Below are 18,222 nucleotides of genomic sequence, written 5' to 3'. Positions count from 1 at the left end.
ATATGAATAATGCTAAAACTTCTTTATCTGACTCAGATAGCTCCCAATGGTTAATTAAACAAGAAAATAATCAGAATAAAATTCGCATCTTTTTGGTAGACGACCAGAATTCTATCCTGCAAATGCTTGATCATTTTTTATCATCTGAACCAGATTTACAAGTTATTGGCAGTAGTAAAAATAGTCAGTCAGCCTTAAAACAAATAGAAGCATTATCTCCCGACATTGCCATTATTGATATCGAAATGCCTGGTTTAAATGGATTAGCAATGACTGGGATGATTCATGAGCATTTTACCCAAACTAAAGTATTGGTGTTGAGTAGTTACGATCAAACAGAATACATTCAACAAGCTCTCAAAGCAGGAGCAAAAGGCTATCTCCTCAAAAATACTCCTCGTGATGAACTTGTTTATGCAGTAAGATTTATTCACAAAGGATATCTACAACTTGGTCCTGGACTTTATGAAAAATTAGAATCTGAGCGGATTGTTTCTGAGTCTAAACTAGCTTCCAACTCGGTTTTAGCTCAAGATGCATCAGAACAACCATCTAAAATTGATCCCTATTGGACAGCAACTACGCAACAAAAACTTGATAGTTTACCAGCAGTTTGGAGTAGAGCAATAATCTATTTAATGACAATTTTTGCTGCTGTAATCTTACCTTGGGCAATGTTATCTCAAGTTGATGTCATTGCCAGTGCCAGAGGAAAATTAGAACCAAAAGGCAAAACGGTCAGATTAGATGCACCTGTTAGTGGAACAGTCGTTAATATCAATATCAAAGAAGGTCAACAGATAAGTAAAGGACAAAGTTTAATTAAATTAGAATCTGATTTGGTCAATGCAGACTTATTTCAGCAACAACGTAAATTAGAAGGACAACAACATCAACTTAATCAATTAATCTTGTTAAAAAATCAACAGAAATTGGTACTGCAAACCCAACAACAACAAAATCAGGCACAACAATCAGAAAAACAGTCCCAAATCGAACAAGCACAACAAAATTTAAACTCTTTGCAAGCGAGCTATAATTCTCAGCTAGCAGAAAAAAAAGCCCAAGTGGAACAGGCACAAGAAGCGATCACAGCTAGTCAAGCTGCTTATAAACTAGCTCAAATTCGTCGCGACAGTGCTAGAGAAAAAATGCCTCGTTATCGTCAAGCTTACGAAGATGGCGCAATCTCTCAAGATCGTTTTTTGGAAGCCGAACAACAACTCCAAGAAAGCCAAGAAAACATGAGGCAAGCATTATCAGAAATAGCTCAAGCTCAATCTCGTCTCAACGAACAAGAAAGTGGCTATGAGAAACTAATTCAACAAACCTTAGCCGAAATTAAACAAACCAAACTGCGTGCCGAAGAACAAGAAAAAAGCTATCAAACTTTGGTTCATGCTAATAACATAGCTTTACTCAATACTCAAAAAGAAATTGACAATTTTGACGCACAAATTAGTAATGTAAAAACAGAGATAGCTCAAACCCACAGCTTAATTGATTCGTTAGAATATCAATTAAATCAGAGAGTTATTTACGCGCCTATAGAAGGTACTATTTTTCAATTGCCAATTCAAAAAGCTGGAGCAGTAGTACAACCTGGTCAAATGCTTGCACAGCTTGCTCCTAAAGGCGTACCTTTAATCATCAGAGCGAAAATAGATAGTTCTGAAAGTGGTTTTCTTAAAGTCGGATTACCTGTTAATCTCAAGTTTGATGCCTATCCGTTTCAAGATTATGGGGTCATACCAGGTCGTCTGATTTGGATTTCTCCAGATTCTAGATTGGGACAAAACCAACCCGAACAGGCATCAACTCAAACCGAATTTTTTGAACTAGAAATCGAGCTTGAACGCACCTTAATTTCAACTGGAGACAGGCTTATTCAGTTAACACCAGGTCAAACAGCAACAGCAGAAATAATTATTCGTCAACGCCGTGTAATCGATCTAATTCTCGATCCGTTTAAACGTTTAAGACAAACTGGTTTACAAATGTAACTTTGCTTGCTTTTGATCAGAGAAAGTCATGATCCTGATTTTTGTTAATGGTTGATAGTTGATTGTTGATTGTTAATTGCTACTTTTTACTTTTTACTTAATCTTTGGTAACTGGTAAGCGATCAATTATCTGTTAATGATTGAATAAAAGTTAAATTAGTTTGATATTGCTTGATTTGCTGCTCTAACCAGGCAGTGAATAAATTGCTAATAATTTCACAACGTAGCTGGTTGGTTAATTCGGGTTGAATAATTTCTTCAACTAAAATTAAATGGGCTTTTTTTTCGATTAAAATTGGCTTGAGCAGTTGAGGAGGATTGGTTGCAAATACTGCTGCCGAAATTTCTGGTTTAAGGTCTTGACGTTTTAAACTACCTCGATAACCACCTTGGCGACGTAATTCTGGTTCTTGAATATATTGATGAGCAACTTCCCAAAAACTGGTTTCTTTTTCTGCGATCGCATAATATAGTTCCATCGCTAAGTCTAGATTATCTACCAAAACTTCATAGATAATTACTTGAGTATAATCAAGTTGATGTTCGTAGAAAAATAGTTCAACTTCCTCCGCAAAAAGATGTTGAGCTAACTTAGTAGATAAAAAATTACGATGGATCATCCCTTCAAAATCATCAAGAGATAGACCATGGGTATTCAACCATGACCAAGTATCTTGAGCATTTAAAAGCTGATTTTGAATCCGAAAATTATCGGCTGCTTCTTGAAGCTCTTTAGTTTCAATTTTGATATTTTCTTCGGCTGCTTTTAAAAAAATAATTTTATTAATAATAATTTCTTTGATAATTTCAGGAATTTTGCAAGATATTTTTAATTGATGAATAATTGTATTTAAGGAAATATCAACTAATTTCGACATAAAATTTGTACTTGACTATTTTTTTTGCTTTTTTTTTTACATTTAATAATTATATAATTTGAGATAAAATTTATTTTTTATTTTACTGTATCTGTTCTTTTGTTTGTGATTTCTACATTAAGCGGACTTGATGAGAACTCCGACGATAAGATTCAACACATTGGTTAGCTCTGCTGAAGAATTCAGCATCTCCCAACGTCATAAACTCAACTTTTAAGTGTTTTATTTAAATTTTATCTAGGGACTTAGTTCATTCCGAGAAATAATCCTGTTAAAGTCGCTAGTTAATTTAACCTGTAAATCGCCAATCTATTTGTCTGTTGTTGATTAAATAAGGATTTCGAGACAATTAATTAAAATTTATAATTTAAATCAGTTTTTTATTCATAGAAACAAATAAATGATTTTTGATCTGTGATAGACTATTGGTTATCAAAACAAGCAAACACAATTTACACAAAACAATCAAATAATTAACTATCCCCAGTATTTAGCTTAATTGGCGGTATTTAAGTCAAAAAGTTAGATATTACAGGTTTTTATTACCATTTATTCTTACTTAACTTATCTGCTCAATCAAATCATTGGGGCAGTCAGGAGGTTTTATGTCTAATTTTTCAAGACTTTCTCGTAGGAAATTTTTAGCAACGGCTGCTGCCTCTGGAGTTAGTGCGGTTTTCCTGAATGGTTGTTTTGGCAACCCGCCTTCTGTGAGGGAATTAACTCCTAAAGTTCAAGCTTTAGATCTAAGTCCAGAACAAATTCCAGAGACTCCCAAAATTAAATTGGGATACTTACCAATTTTAGAAGCTGCACCTTTGGTTATTGCCAAACAAAAAGGTTTTTTTGACAGATATGGCATGACAGAAGTAGAAGTTTCCAAACAGGCAAACTGGGCATCTGCGAGAGATAACGTTGTGATCGGATCCCAAGCTGGTGGGATTGATGGAGGACAGTGGCAAATGCCGATGCCCTATTTAATTAGTGAAGGACTTCTGACTAATGGTAGAAAGATACCCATGTATGTCCTGGCAACATTAAATACTCAGGGAAATGGCATTGCTGTATCGAATATACATAAAGGCAAAGGTCTTGGTTTAGATATTTCTCAGGCTGCTGACTATATTAAAAGCTTTCCTAAAGATCAGGGTAGAAAATTTAAAGCTGCTTTTACCTTTCCTAAAGTTAACCAGGATTTCTGGGTGCGTTATTGGTTAGCTGCTGGTGGTGTAGATCCAGATCGGGATGTTGATTTAATTGCTGTACCTCCAGCCGAAACTGTACAGGGAATGCGGACTGGTAGTATGGATGCATTTAGTACAGGCGATCCTTGGCCCTATCGAATTGTAGCCGAAGATATTGGTTACATGGCAGCATTAACTTCCCAAATGTGGAAATTCCATCCAGAAGAATATTTAGCGATTAGAGGAGATTGGGTAGAAAAAAATCCCAAAGCTACTAAAGCTTTATTAAAAGCATTGATGGAAGCACAACAATGGTGTGATCAACCAGAAAATCGACCAGAATTAATCAAAATATTAGGACGTAGAAGTTACTTTAATATTCGCACCGAGTTAATTGAATCTCCTTACAAAGGTTACTACAAAATGGGCGATGGCAAACCAGATATTAAAGACTTTAATATGGGTCCTTTGTATTGGCAAGACGATCGCGGTAATGTTTCCTATCCTTACCAAAGTCATGATTTATGGTTTTTAACCGAAAGTGTTCGTTGGGGCTTTTTACCTGAAGATACATTAGCTAATGCGAAGGAAATGATTGGCAAAGTTAATCGAGAAGATCTTTGGTTAGAAGCAGCAAAAGAAGCCAAGTTTTCTAATCTTCCTACTAGTCCATCTCGTGGTGTAGAGAAATTTTTTGATGGAATTGAATTCGATCCAGAAAATCCGGCTGCTTATCTCAACAGTTTAACAATTAAAAAAGTTTAATTCATCAAATTGAAGCTTAAAAATTAACAATCAATGAAGGAGCAAACATGACTGTTAGTACAAGAAGAATCAACAAAAACAATCAAGGAAATTTTATTAGTTCATTTTGGAAAAAGAATAGTAAAGATATAGTTCCACCCATTTTAGGAATTTTGGGATTTCTAACTATTTGGCAATTATTTTCTACTTTAGGTTTGACTAAATTACCAGGACCTTTAAGTATTTGGACAGATGAACGTACCAGAGAATTACTTTTATATCCTTTTTATGACGCTGGTGGTTTAGATAAAGGTTTATTTTGGCAAACAATGGCGAGTTTAGGCAGAGTTGCCCAAGGCTATTCTTTAGCAGCCTTAGTTGGTATTGGCGGTGGGATTTTAGTCGGAATGAATCCTATCTTAGATAAAGCTTTAGACCCGATTTTTCAATTCTTAAGAATGGTTGCACCTTTGGCATGGGTTCCCATCGCTTTAGTCGCCCTGCAACAAAACCAACCTGCTGCTATTTTCGTGATTTTTATTACTTCAGTTTGGCCGATTTTAATTAATACAACTGAAGGAGTTAAACAAATTCCTCAAGACTATCTTAATGTTCGTCGAGTCTTAAAATTATCTAATTATAAATTCTTCTTCAAAATTCTTTTACCTTCCGCCTTACCCTACATTTTCACTGGTTTAAGAATTGGCATTGGTTTAGCTTGGTTAGCAATTATTGCAGCAGAAATTGTTATGTCAGGTATTGTTGGTATCGGCTTCTTCATCTGGGATGCTTATCAACAAAACTATATCAGTGAAATTATCTTGGCAGTCATTTATATCGGTGCAGTAGGTTTAATTTTAGACCGTGCGATCGCTTATATCCAAAAATTAATTGCACCTCAATCGTAAAGAAAGCATGGAAGCAGAGGAGATAAGGGACATAGGGAGAAAAATTTGTTACTTCCTATTCCCCAATCCTTATTATCTATTACCTATTATTTATTACTTAAAAGACAATGAGCGTATTCGTTGCAGTAGATCAAATCGAAAAAGTTTTTCCCCTCAGTGGCGGTGGTGAATATGTCGCCCTCAAAGGTATCGATCTAGAAATTAAAAAAGGTGAATTTATTTCCTTAATTGGTCACTCTGGTTGTGGTAAATCAACTCTGTTAAATATGATTGCAGGTTTAGATTTACCCACTGATGGTATTGTCACCTTAGAAGGACAAAAAATTAAAGAACCAGGTCCTGATCGCATGGTAGTCTTTCAAAACTACTCTCTGCTACCTTGGTTAACTGTGCGTCAAAATATTGCTTTAGCAGTAGATGAAGTGATGGGGAATGCACCCAAATCAGAACGCAAATCTGTTGTAGAAGAACATATTGACTTAGTAGGTTTGCGTCATGCCGTTGATAAACTACCTGGACAACTATCAGGAGGAATGAAACAAAGAGTCGCGATCGCTCGTGCTTTGGCAATTCGTCCTAAACTATTATTATTAGACGAACCTTTTGGAGCTTTAGATGCTCTAACCAGAGGTAATCTTCAAGAACAGTTGATGCGAATTTGTGAACAATACCACGTTACTTCTGTCATGGTAACTCACGATGTCGATGAAGCAGTTCTATTATCCGACAAAATTGTCATGCTTACCAATGGTCCTGGTTCAAAAATTGGTGGCATCTTAGAAGTAGATATTCCCCGTCCTCGCAAACGCATGGAAGTAGTTAATCATCCTAGTTACTATAGCCTCCGCAGCGAAATTATTTACTTCCTCAATCAACAAAAACGCATCAAAAAAATACGTGCGAAGAAAACAGCCGTAGTTGCTCGTCATGGTTTAGAAAAAGTCAATTTAGAAATTGGTTTCGTTCCCCTAACTGCTTGCGCACCTTTAGCAGTGGCACAAGAAAAAGGCTTTTTTAGCAAACACGGTTTAGACGAAGTTAGTTTAGTTAGAGAGACTAGTTGGCGTGGTATTGTCGATGGTATTGCAGGTGGTTATTTAGATGCAGCCCAAATGCCCGCAGGAATGCCCACCTGGTTAACAGCAGGAGGAAATCAAGACCAACCTTTACCCGTAGTCACAGCTTTAACCATGACTCGCAATGGTAACGGTGTAACTTTAGCTAAGAAATTTTATGACCAAGGTGTCATTACTGCTGCCCAATACAAACAGAAATTACTTGCCCTAGATGGCGAAAAACATACTTTGGGTATGGTACATCCTTCCTCAATGCACAATATTCTATTACGCTACTGGTTAGCAGCAGCAGGCATTGATCCTGACAAGGATGTAGAACTTAAAACTATTCCTCCAGCCCAAATGGTAGCTGATTTAAAAGCAGGAACAATTGATGGCTATTGTGTTGGTGAACCTTGGAATCTTCGTGCAGCCATGGAAGGACATGGTTTTACCGTGGCGACAGACATGGAAATTTGGCAGGGACATCCAGGCAAAGTGTTGGGAGTAAGGGAAGATTGGGCAAATCGCTATCCTAATACCCATGTTGCCTTAGTTAAAGCTTTGTTAGAAGCCGGTCGTTATTGTGCCGAGGAAAAAAATCATCAAGAAATCAGAGAAATTTTAGCTAGTCGTCAATATTTAGCAACTAAAGAAGAATATATTCAACTAGGCAATCCCAATAATTACAGTTGTAATCTCGACCAACACGTCGAATATGCCCACCATATGTTTTTTGGTGATGGTTTAAATCGTCCCAGTCGTACCGAACACCTCTGGATGATGACTCAGATGGCACGTTGGGGACATATTCCCTTTCCTCGTAACTGGGTCGAAATTTTAGAAAGAGTTTGTCGAGTTAGTACTTTTAGCACGGCTGCCAGAGAATTGGGATTAGTAGATATTAAATATCGTCGCAGTCCAATTCAGTTATTTGATGGCATTGTCTTTGATGCTGAAGACCCCATTGGTTATCTGAATCACTTGGATATTGAACGCAACTTTACTATCGCTGAAGTGCATTTCGATTCTCAAACTCCCTTTGCAGCCTAGTTCTAATTGATGATGAATTAGGGATTATGAATGGAGAATAAAAAAATCATCAATAAATTTATGGGTCAAAGTGAATTTTTCATCAATTTTATCTGTGTTTATCCAAGGATAATATAAAAAACAATAACCTTCGCTCATAAGTTTATTGAACTCTCATCCTTCACACTTTATCTTTTTTGATTTATGCAAGCTTCCAATAAACAAGTATTACAATTTCAACCCCGTCCGATTCAAAATGCTTCATTCCTTAATATTGAAGGAGTCTCGAAAGTTTACCCTACTCCGACAGGACCTTATACTGTTTTAGAAAACGTCAATTTAACTGTTAACGAAGGAGAATTTATCTGCGTTATTGGTCACTCTGGTTGCGGTAAATCTACCCTTTTAAATATGGTTTCTGGTTTTGCTCATCCTACAACTGGTTCAGTAACAGTAGGCGGAAAAATCATCACCGAACCAGGACCCGATCGCATGGTAGTATTTCAAAACTATGCCCTTCTACCTTGGTTAACAGTATTTGATAATGTTTATTTAGCAGTTGATTCAGTTCATCCTAATAAACCCGAACAGGAAAAACGCGCTATTGTCAGAGAACATCTAGCTTTAGTAGGTTTAACTGAAGCAGCAGAGAAAAAACCGACTCAAATCTCTGGTGGTATGAAACAAAGAGTTTCTATTGCCAGGGCGTTAGCAATTCGTCCAGAAGTTTTAATCTTAGATGAACCGTTTGGGGCATTAGATGCTATTACCAAAGAAGAACTACAAGAAGAATTGCTGAAAATTTGGAACGATCATCGTTGCACTGTTTTGATGATCACTCACGATATCGATGAAGCATTATTTTTAGCAGATAAGTTAGTTATGATGACTAATGGGCCTGCTGCTGGTATTGGGGAAATTATGAATATTGATTTTCCCCGTCCACGCAACCGAGATCAAATCATGGAACAACCAGAATATTATGATTTGCGTAACTATGCCCTAGACTTTCTCTACAATCGTTTTGCCCACGATGATGCGGCTTAATTAACATTGTCGATTTTATAGTTGTTCATTGTCTCTTTTTCTCTTCTACTCTATGGGTGGAGGAGATTTTCTTTTTTTTTGTAGGCTTGAGCAGATAATTAATTAAAATACGTAAATCAAAATATTTTATTTTTATAGTAACTTTAATTTAAACGAGTTTAAACGAGACAATTATCTAATCATAATCTTAAATCTTAGATCAAACGTTTTGATTAAGCGATATAAAGATTAAAGGAAAAAATCAATAAATAACTGCTGAGAATAATCGATTCAGCAGAAGTTATTCAAATAAATATACTCTAACTTATAGCGTTTCTCATAATTGGTAAGATACACTCCTTGATCAGGAAGTAAAAAGTCAAAAGTAGCAATCAACTATTAACCATGAACAATCAACAGAGACCTATAGCTTAGGATGTACCTCATAGAGCGTGAGAACTACTATAAGTTTTACTTTTGCTACAATTTACTCAAAATTGCATCCCCCCAAAGCTAGAAAATTTAAGATAAAAAAAAATTATTTTAGTTAAAAATCTTACTTTTTGGTCATTTTTTTGTCACAAATAACCTTTAGATTAGGAACGTAAAGAATTAATCTTAATCTTCGTTCAAATAAATTTTAAAGATATAGGTGACTATGAATTTATTTTTTGGATTAAACAATTTTGCAGTTATTGGTCTAGCAGTTTTTTATGTTTTCTTAGCAGGACAACCATCTCAAGCTGAAACTAATGTTGAGGAAATTCAACCCAAAGCTAACCAAAACTTTGAGAAAAAATCAGATTCTCTTCAAGGAATACCAGCCATTAATTCTAATAATTTTCAACAATTGACTTCTGCTTCTAACTTAAACAATACATCTACAGCTACAGAAGTAGCACAAACAGATTTTGAGGTTCAACCAGGAAGAACGACTCGTTCAGGCTCTAGTTATTTTGGTATCGGTGGTAATATAGGTCTTGATGGTAATACTGCGATCGGAGACAGTTCATTTGCCGTAATTAGCAAAATAGGACTAACTGAAAACGTCTCTTTCCGTCCTTCTGCTTTGATTAGTGGAGATGCAACTTTTATTTTGCCTTTAACAGTCGATTTCTTCACTAGGGAAGTCGAAGATGCTGAATTTAGTGTAGCTCCTTATGTAGGTGGTGGTATTTCGCTTTCTACAGGAGGTGATACAGTAGGGGTAGTAGCCACCGGTGGTTTAGATATTCCTATATCTTCTGTGTTTACTGCTAATGCAGGTGTGAACTTTAAATTTATTGATGATACAGAAATAGGATTACTATTAGGACTTGGATATAATTTCTAATTATTTAGTTTGATAAAACTACTAAGATCAAATTTAGTAACATTTAAGCGATCGCTTGAAAGTTTTTCAATGATCAATTACTTGCTTTTAGCTTAACCAAGCTAAGATTTAAATATTGAAAGGGTTCATAATTGTCCATGATTTAAATGTCTCTTCTGAGTTAATTAAAGAAGGGACTTTTATTTTTTGATTTGACTTTTTTTAATTTACTCAATCATTTCATCAACCAAAATCTTGATTTAAAAATCAGTTAATTTTGATGAGCTTGAATTTTGTTAAAAATATGTAATTGATTGACCTTCTGCCCGATAAAATTTAGAGTTCCAAGTAATTTTTAGTTGGTTAACCAAATTTTATGTCCGATCTACAAGCAATTAATACCGCAGTAGCTAATTTATACAATACCTATCCTTTTCCCCCCGATCCTTTATCAGATCAATTACCGCCTGGATATAATTGGCGATGGAGTTGGACGGCAGCTTATAATTTTTGCACAGGTAAAAAACCATCTCGTCAAGATATTCGTATTCTTGATGCTGGTTGTGGTACAGGTTCTGGTACAGACTATCTAATTCATCTCAATCCTGAAGCAGACATAGTAGCAATTGATTTGAGTGAGAAAGCTTTAGAAGTAGCACAAGAAAGGTGTCATCGTTCTGGGGCGATCGCTAATCATGCTAAATCAGTTGAATTTCATCATCTGAAGTTGGAACAAGCAACTCAGTTACCAGGAGAATTTGATTTTATTAATTGTGTGGGAGTACTGCACCATCTACCCGATCCGATCAAAGGAATTCAAGCCCTAGCTTCTAAATTAGCACCAGGTGGACTACTTCATATTTTTGTCTATGCTGAATTAGGACGTTGGGAAATTGCTTTGATGCAAAAAGCGATCGCTCTTTTACAAGGTGATCAACGTGGTGATTATCGAGATGGAGTTCAAGTTGGTAGACAAATTTTTGCTGCTTTACCAGAAAATAATCGTATCCTTAAACAAGAAAAAGAACGTTGGGCATTAGAAAACCATCGCGATGAAGCTTTTGCTGATATGTACGTTCATCCCCAAGAAATCGATTACAATATTGAAACTTTATTTGAGTTAATTGATGCTTCTGGTTTAGAATTTGTTGGTTTTTCTAATCGAAATTATTGGGAATTATCCAGATTAATCGGCAATTCTCCAGAACTTTTAGCCAGAAGTCAAACCTTAAACGATCGCCAAATTTATCGACTCATTGAACTACTCGACCCCAGTTTAACTCATTACGAATTTTTCCTAGCCCGTCAGCCTTTACCGAAAATCGATTGGACTGACGATCAAATGTTACTATCAGCTATTGCCGAACTTCATCCCTGTATGCAAGGTTGGCCAAGTCGCAGTTTCTTTGATTATGATTATCAATTGGTAAATTTATCCGAAGCAGAATACCAATTCATGACCGCTTGCGAACAACAACATACTAATGTACGACAATTAATCACTGATTGTTCAGTAGATTTAAACCTAGTGCGATCGCTTTGGGCAAGGCAATTAATTATTCTCTCTCCTTCAGAAAAAATCCCAGAAAAATCCTAACTTACCAACAAAATTCTTTCTTAATCTCTACTTATTTTTCATTCAGAAAATTTTAATAATTACCACTATCCCATGATATGATTGCAAATGGTCTGAGCTAAACTTGCAGCAATTCAAACTGCTGTCTAATCTTGAGGTGAAATTCTTATTTCAAACGAAGCTCATCTCTCAATTAAATTTAAGTTTAGTTTCACTCAGTAAACCATGGGTCAGTAACCGAGTACGTAACCTTTGTCTAATCAACCACTAGAACCAATGCCAGGACAAGCAAACGAACTGACTCAAACGGATTCTCCCCAAGAGAATTCGATGCAAGAGTATTACCAGCTACAAAAAACTTTGTTGTTGGTAACCTTAACGCTAACGACAATCATCTTTCTGCCTGTCTGGTATTTCTATTCCCTCAATACTGCCCTTAATTATCTTTTGGGTGCATTAGTAGGAGTAGTTTATTTAACGTTATTAGCCAAAGATGTTGAACGCCTAGGTCAACAACAACAGCGTCTCGGAGGGAAAGGATTAGCAATCTTTGCTGGCCTAATTATTGTTGCAAGTCAACGGCAACAATTACACATTCTCCCAGTCTTTTTAGGATTTCTCACCTATAAAGCTGCTATCCTAATTTACACTCTACAAACAGTCTTAATCACGGCTAATACAGTAGAAGTAAAACAAGAGGATTAAAGTAAGCTCGAGAAATGCGATCAGATTGGTTGTGTTGATTTTTTCAAGCAATCTAGGCAATGGAAATTCTCAATAGTTTGACTTACCCAAATTTATTTACCCTAGCAGAATTGGAAGTTGGCGAACATTTCCTTTGGAAAATCGGTAACTATACAGTTCACGGGCAGGTTTTTCTAGCCTCCTGGCTTGTAATGGGTGTTTTAATCATTGCTTCTCTAGCAGCAACTCAAAACATTCAAAGAATTCCTAGTGGCATTCAAAATTTTATGGAATATGCCCTAGAATTTATTCGAGATTTAGCAAAAAACCAGCTAGGCGAAAAAGAATATCGTCCTTGGGTGCCCTTTATTGGCACTTTATTTCTGTTTATTTTTGTCTCTAATTGGGGAGGCGCACTAATTCCTTGGAAGTTACTTAAATTACCTTCAGGAGAAATTGCTGCTCCAACCAACGACATTAATACTACAGTTGCCCTAGCATTGCTCACTTCTCTGGCCTATTTTTACGCAGGTTTGAGCAAAAAAGGTTTAGGATACTTTAAGAGGTATATCGAGCCGACTCCGGTCTTGTTACCGATCGCGATTTTAGAAGATTTTACTAAACCTCTATCCCTCAGTTTCCGTCTTTTTGGTAATATCGTTGCTGACGAATTAGTAGTAGCTGTATTCGTACTGTTAGTACCCTTATTTGTGCCGTTACCAGTAATGGCATTGGGACTATTTACCAGTGCAATTCAGGCTCTAATCTTTGCTACCTTAGCCGGAGCTTATATACATGAAGCTCTAGAGGGACACGGTGAAGAAGGACATGAGGAATAGTTTTTACCTCATTGATTAACCGATTTTTAGTTGAGTTAATCTAATTCAATTTGCTCAACAACAAAACTTTCTCTAATTAATTTTTTGTAGTTTGTAAATAAAGGTCAATAGAATCATCATGGATATTAACGCTGCTTCTGTTATCGCTGCTGCTTTAGCAATTGGTTTAGCTGCTATCGGTCCTGGTATCGGTCAAGGAAACGCTTCTGGTCAAGCAGTAGCTGGGATTGCTCGTCAGCCCGAAGCTGAAGGAAAAATTCGTGGTACTCTACTTTTAACTTTAGCGTTCATGGAATCTCTTACCATTTACGGCTTAGTAGTTGCTTTAGTACTACTATTTGCTAACCCCTTCGTATAAAATTGCTTAACTGGTTAAGGTGCGAGCATCTCTTGCGTCGCGCCTGCCTCCATCCGTATCGGTATTAATCGCATGCAGTTCCAATTCTGATTGGCTTGATAAAAAATGTTTGATTTTGATGCGACTCTGCCTCTGATGGCAGTGCAATTCTTGGTTTTAACCTTTGTGTTAAACGCCGTTTTCTATAAACCCCTGACTAAGGTACTAGACGAGCGAGATAATTATGTTCGCAAGAACGAGATCGACTCTCGTGAAAAGTTGTCTAAAGCAGAGCAAATAGTCAAAGAATACGAGAAGCAAATAGCTCAAGCTCGTCGAGAGTCTCAAGTTATTTTAGAAAAAGCTCAAGCAGAAGCAAAAGAAATTATTGCTCAAAAAACTGCTGAAGCTCAGAAACAAGTTCAGGCAGAACGGGAAAAAGCTGCTCAAGAGATTCAACAACAAAAAGCAGCAGCCTTAACGAGCTTAGAACAAGAAGTAGACGTTCTCTCTCGCCAAATTCTAGAAAAACTTCTCGGACCAGAGCTAGTTAAATCATAGCCTAGGGGACTAGAAAAAATCTGAAGTAAAGCAAGAACTAGGTATGATAGAAACTTTATTTTTTTTAACAGAAGCACATTCAGAGGCTGAGGGTGGTTTTGGGTTAAACTTCGATATTTTGGAATCTAACCTAATCAACCTCTTGATTTTGGCTGGCGTACTGTTTTACTACGGTAGTAAAATAGTGGGCAACATTTTAAATGAACGAAAAAATAAAATAGCCCAAAAAATCGGGGAAGTAGAAGAAAAGCAACGGAAAGCTGCTCAAGCTCTAGCCCAAGAACAAGAAAAACTCGCTCAAGCTAAATCTACAGCTAGCAAAATTATCTCTGATGCCGAAGCTAATGCTCAAAAAGCCAAACAAGCGATTTTGGCTCAAGGAGAAAAAGAAGTTGAGCGAATCAAAGCTATGGCAGTAGCCGACCTCAATTCTGAACAAGAAAGAGCGATCGCTGAATTAAAGCAAAGAATTACAGCTTTAGCTCTCGGACGAGTAGAAAATCAATTGGGAGAGTTTCTCAATGATGAAACTCAACATCAACTCATAGACCGTAGTATTGCTCGACTGGGAGGATAATTATGAGTGAAGCTTTAATTAGTAGCGAAATTGCTGAACCTTATGCGCAAGCTTTGATGTCTGTAGCTCAACAACATAATCTTACAGAGGAGTTTGGTGAGAGTTTCCGTCAATTGCTTAGTTTGATGGAAGAATCTGATGAATTTAGTGCTTTTGTTGCCAATCCAATTATCAAAGCAGAAGATAAAAAAAACGTGCTACGCAGAGTGCTAGGAGATAGCGCGAATCCATACTTAATCAACTTTTTAATGTTGTTGATTGATAAACGTCGCATTATCTTTTTGAAGCAAGTAGCAGAGCAATACCTCAATTTACTGCGGAAATTAAACCAAACTGTTTTAGCAGAAGTTATAGCTGCCAAAGAACTTACAGATTCACAACAACAAGCAGTTATCGATCGCGTCAAGGCAATTTCTCAAGCTCAGAATGTTGAGTTAAAAACTAGTGTCGATCCTAGTTTAATTGGTGGAGTTGTCATTAAAATAGGCTCTCAAGTTATTGATGCTAGTTTGCGTGGACAACTACGTCGAATCAGCATGAGTTTAAACACTTAGCAGTCGATAGCCAACAACTGATAATAAAAAACAAACAGCAAAGAACTATCAACAAGTAACGAGAGAATATGGTAAGCATCAGACCAGACGAAATTAGCAGCATTATTCGCCAACAGATTGAATCCTACGATCAAGAAGTTCAAATTTCTAACGTTGGTACTGTCCTCCAGGTAGGGGACGGTATCGCCAGGATTTACGGTCTGGAGCAAGCAATGGCAGGGGAACTTCTAGAATTTGAAGATGGTACAGTAGGTATCGCTCTTAACCTAGAAGAAGATAACGTGGGTGCCGTATTGATGGGAGACGGTCGCGATATCCAAGAAGGTAGTACAGTTAAAGCAACTGCTAAAATTGCTTCTATCCCAGTAGGGGAAGCTATGATTGGCAGAGTAGTTGATGCTTTAGCTCGTCCTATCGATGGCAAAGGAGATATCAACACTGGTGAAACTCGTTTGATCGAATCAATGGCACCAGGAATTATTGCTCGTAAATCAGTCTGTGAACCTCTACAAACAGGGATTACCGCTATCGACGCGATGATTCCAGTTGGTCGTGGTCAACGAGAGCTAATTATCGGCGATCGCCAAACTGGAAAAACTGCTGTAGCAGTAGATACAATCATCAACCAGAAATCAGAAGATGTAATTTGTGTTTATATTGCGATCGGTCAAAAAGCATCTACTGTAGCTCAGGTAATTAATACTTTAGAAGAAAAAGGCGCGATGGCTTACACGATCGTGGTGGCTGCAAATGCTAACGATCCTGCTACTCTTCAGTACCTCGCTCCTTATACTGGTGCTACGATCGCTGAATACTTCATGTACAAAGGCAAGCACACTTTAGTAATCTACGATGACTTGTCTAAGCAAGCTCAAGCTTATCGTCAGATGGCATTATTGCTGCGTCGTCCACCAGGACGTGAAGCTTATCCTGGAGACGTTTTCTATCTCCACTCTCGTCTTTTAGAACGTGCTGCTAAACTTAGTGATGAATTGGGTGGTGGTAGTATGACTGCACTGCCAATTATTGAAACTCAAGCTGGTGACGTTTCTGCTTATATTCCTACCAACGTAATTTCTATTACTGACGGTCAAATCTTCCTTTCTTCCGATTTGTTTAACGCTGGCTTCCGTCCTGCGATTAACGCTGGTATTTCTGTGAGTCGGGTAGGTTCTGCTGCTCAAACCAAAGCTATGAAACAAGTAGCTGGTAAACTGAAGTTAGAATTGGCTCAGTTTGCTGAATTAGAGGCATTTGCTCAGTTTGCTTCTGATTTGGATGCTGCTACTCAAGCTCAGTTAGCTCGTGGACAACGTTTACGGGAAGTTCTCAAACAGCCCCAAAACTCTCCTCTTTCTGTAGCTGAACAAGTAGCTACTGTATATGCTGGTTTAAATGGCTATCTTGACGATCTGCCTGCCAATAAAGTAACTGCTTTTGCTAAAGGATTAAGAGATTATCTGAGCAATAGCAAACCAAAATATGGAGAAATCATTGGTTCTGAGAAGAAATTGACTGATGAAGCTGAAAATCTTCTCAAAGAAGCTATCTCCGAATACAAGCAAACCTTCTTGGCAGCAGCTTAGAATCAGTTATCAGTGACCCCGTAGAGGCAAGGCACTGCCTTGCCCGTACACTAGTTATCAGTAGAGATGCGACCGATTGCGTCTTTATCCTTACTGGCTACTTGTCGTCGGATATTGTAATTAATTAATAATTACCGTTTACAGAAATGCCTAATTTAAAAGCTATTCGCGATCGCATTCAATCAGTTAAAAACACCAAGAAAATTACTGAAGCTATGCGCTTGGTGGCAGCAGCTAAGGTACGTCGCGCCCAAGAACAAGTTACGGCGACTCGTCCTTTTGCGGACAATTTAGCACAGGTTCTCTATAACTTACAAGGAAGACTCAGATTTGAAGATGTTGACTTACCTTTATTTAAGCAAAGAGAAGTCAACAAAGTAGGATTGTTAGTGGTTACTGGCGATCGCGGTCTTTGTGGTGGTTATAATGCTAACGTGATCCGTCGTGCTGAACAAAGAGCCAAAGAACTCCAAGCTGAAGGAATTGATTATACTTTTGTGATTGTAGGGCGTAAAGCTGCTCAATATTTCCAAAATCGTAACGCACCCATCGATCGTAAATTCAGTGGTTTGGAACAGATCCCTACCGCAACCGAAGCATCTGAAATCGCGGATGAATTGTTATCTTTGTTCTTGTCAGAAACTGTAGATCGAGTTGAGTTGATCTATACTAAATTCGTTTCTTTGATTAGTTCTCGTCCCGTTGTACAAACTTTATTGCCTTTGACAACTCAAGGATTAGAAGTCAAAGATGATGAAATCTTTCGTCTGACTACCCGCGGTGGTGAATTCCAAGTAGAACGGGAAAAAGTTACGACTGAAGTATCTGCTTTTCCTCAAGATATGATTTTTGAACAAGACCCCGTTCAAATTTTGGATTCTCTGTTACCGCTTTATCTCAATAATCAATTGTTACGAGCATTACAAGAATCAGCAGCTAGCGAACTTGCAGCAAGAATGACTGCGATGAACAATGCTAGTGAGAATGCTTCCGATTTGATTGGGACATTGACTCTTTCTTATAACAAAGCTAGACAAGCAGCAATTACTCAAGAACTTCTAGAAGTGGTTGCTGGTGCCAATGCTTTGTAATTGACTTAAAAGATAAATTAAATAGATCCCTTCTGTTTGGCAGGAGGGATTGTTTTTTTGATTATGTTCTGTAAAAATCAGTTAAAGCGTTACGCGAGGAGTTCGCTCTCTTCGAGATTCGGGTAGAAAACCAAGCTAGCGCAGCACCTTTGCTTTGCCGAGACCGCTTTAAGAAAAGTTATTTGTCTTAATTTTTTGGCTAGACTGAATAAATATACTAAAGTTGCTGAGTTATTACAACAAGCAGGTGCAGAAGATTGAAACAATTTAAAATA

16 protein-coding genes are annotated in these 18,222 nt (G+C 37.3%); 15 read left to right on the top strand and 1 reads right to left on the bottom strand.

The genetic code is table 11. The features are described from left to right. The first annotated feature begins 2 nt into the window (after positions 1–2). Positions 3–2,003, top strand: coding sequence for a response regulator (locus tag STA7437_RS15925; protein WP_015194412.1), 2,001 nt, complete (start codon positions 3–5; stop codon positions 2,001–2,003). Positions 2,004–2,125: 122 nt separating this feature from the next. On the opposite strand, the gene STA7437_RS15920 is transcribed toward STA7437_RS15925, so the two are convergent. Continuing rightward, positions 2,126–2,881 carry a peptidylprolyl isomerase gene (locus tag STA7437_RS15920; protein ID WP_015194411.1) on the bottom strand — a complete coding sequence of 252 codons (756 nt, stop codon included), beginning with the start codon at positions 2,879–2,881 and terminating at the stop codon, positions 2,126–2,128. Positions 2,882–3,486: 605 nt separating this feature from the next. On the opposite strand from STA7437_RS15920, the gene STA7437_RS15915 reads away from it, so the two are divergent. From STA7437_RS15915 to STA7437_RS15850, 14 genes are all read left to right on the top strand, one after another. After that, positions 3,487–4,830: a CmpA/NrtA family ABC transporter substrate-binding protein gene (locus STA7437_RS15915; protein ID WP_015194410.1), complete on the top strand. Its 1,344-nt coding sequence runs from the start codon at positions 3,487–3,489 to the stop codon at positions 4,828–4,830. 47 nt (positions 4,831–4,877) lie between these two features. Continuing rightward, positions 4,878–5,717 (top strand): nitrate ABC transporter permease, encoded by an 840-nt coding sequence (gene ntrB, locus STA7437_RS15910; RefSeq protein ID WP_015194409.1) that lies wholly within the window; start codon positions 4,878–4,880, stop codon positions 5,715–5,717. A 107-nt stretch (positions 5,718–5,824) separates the two neighbouring features. Next, entirely contained in the window at positions 5,825–7,825 is a 2,001-nt protein-coding gene (locus tag STA7437_RS15905; protein WP_015194408.1) for an ABC transporter ATP-binding/substrate-binding protein, read from the top strand. A gap of 183 nt (positions 7,826–8,008) precedes the next feature. Then, positions 8,009–8,851: a nitrate ABC transporter ATP-binding protein gene (locus STA7437_RS15900; RefSeq protein ID WP_015194407.1), complete on the top strand. Its 843-nt coding sequence runs from the start codon at positions 8,009–8,011 to the stop codon at positions 8,849–8,851. A 637-nt stretch (positions 8,852–9,488) separates the two neighbouring features. Further along, on the top strand, positions 9,489–10,163 hold the full coding sequence (locus tag STA7437_RS15895) for a hypothetical protein (RefSeq protein ID WP_015194406.1): 675 nt from the start codon (positions 9,489–9,491) through the stop codon (positions 10,161–10,163). A gap of 355 nt (positions 10,164–10,518) precedes the next feature. Continuing rightward, complete coding sequence (locus STA7437_RS15890) at positions 10,519–11,739, top strand: class I SAM-dependent methyltransferase (RefSeq protein ID WP_015194405.1); 1,221 nt, start codon at positions 10,519–10,521, stop codon at positions 11,737–11,739. A 309-nt stretch (positions 11,740–12,048) separates the two neighbouring features. Beyond that, positions 12,049–12,423: an ATP synthase subunit I gene (locus STA7437_RS15885; protein ID WP_051036118.1), complete on the top strand. Its 375-nt coding sequence runs from the start codon at positions 12,049–12,051 to the stop codon at positions 12,421–12,423. Positions 12,424–12,482: 59 nt separating this feature from the next. Further along, the gene (gene atpB, locus STA7437_RS15880; RefSeq protein WP_015194403.1) at positions 12,483–13,241 is read left to right on the top strand and encodes a F0F1 ATP synthase subunit A; all 759 of its coding nucleotides are present in this window, start codon (positions 12,483–12,485) and stop codon (positions 13,239–13,241) included. A 118-nt stretch (positions 13,242–13,359) separates the two neighbouring features. Next, on the top strand, positions 13,360–13,599 hold the full coding sequence (atpE, locus tag STA7437_RS15875) for an ATP synthase F0 subunit C (RefSeq protein WP_015194402.1): 240 nt from the start codon (positions 13,360–13,362) through the stop codon (positions 13,597–13,599). A gap of 105 nt (positions 13,600–13,704) precedes the next feature. Next, positions 13,705–14,139, top strand: a complete 435-nt coding sequence (locus STA7437_RS15870; protein WP_015194401.1) for a F0F1 ATP synthase subunit B' — start codon at positions 13,705–13,707, stop codon at positions 14,137–14,139. Between the two features lie 43 nt (positions 14,140–14,182). Further along, a complete protein-coding gene (locus tag STA7437_RS15865; RefSeq protein ID WP_015194400.1) occupies positions 14,183–14,716 on the top strand; it encodes a F0F1 ATP synthase subunit B in 534 nt (177 codons plus the stop codon). A 2-nt stretch (positions 14,717–14,718) separates the two neighbouring features. Beyond that, on the top strand, positions 14,719–15,270 hold the full coding sequence (atpH, locus tag STA7437_RS15860) for an ATP synthase F1 subunit delta (protein ID WP_015194399.1): 552 nt from the start codon (positions 14,719–14,721) through the stop codon (positions 15,268–15,270). Between the two features lie 68 nt (positions 15,271–15,338). After that, the gene (gene atpA, locus STA7437_RS15855; protein WP_015194398.1) at positions 15,339–16,856 is read left to right on the top strand and encodes a F0F1 ATP synthase subunit alpha; all 1,518 of its coding nucleotides are present in this window, start codon (positions 15,339–15,341) and stop codon (positions 16,854–16,856) included. Between the two features lie 146 nt (positions 16,857–17,002). Next, positions 17,003–17,947, top strand: coding sequence for a F0F1 ATP synthase subunit gamma (locus STA7437_RS15850; protein WP_015194397.1), 945 nt, complete (start codon positions 17,003–17,005; stop codon positions 17,945–17,947). Positions 17,948–18,222 lie beyond the last annotated feature (275 nt).

Origin of the sequence: Stanieria cyanosphaera PCC 7437 (assembly GCF_000317575.1) — a bacterium.
GTDB classification, from domain to species: Bacteria; Cyanobacteriota; Cyanobacteriia; order Cyanobacteriales; family Xenococcaceae; genus Stanieria; species Stanieria cyanosphaera.
The sequence above is the reverse complement of the archived record's forward strand: the minus strand, read 5'-3'. Positions and strand labels throughout refer to the sequence as shown.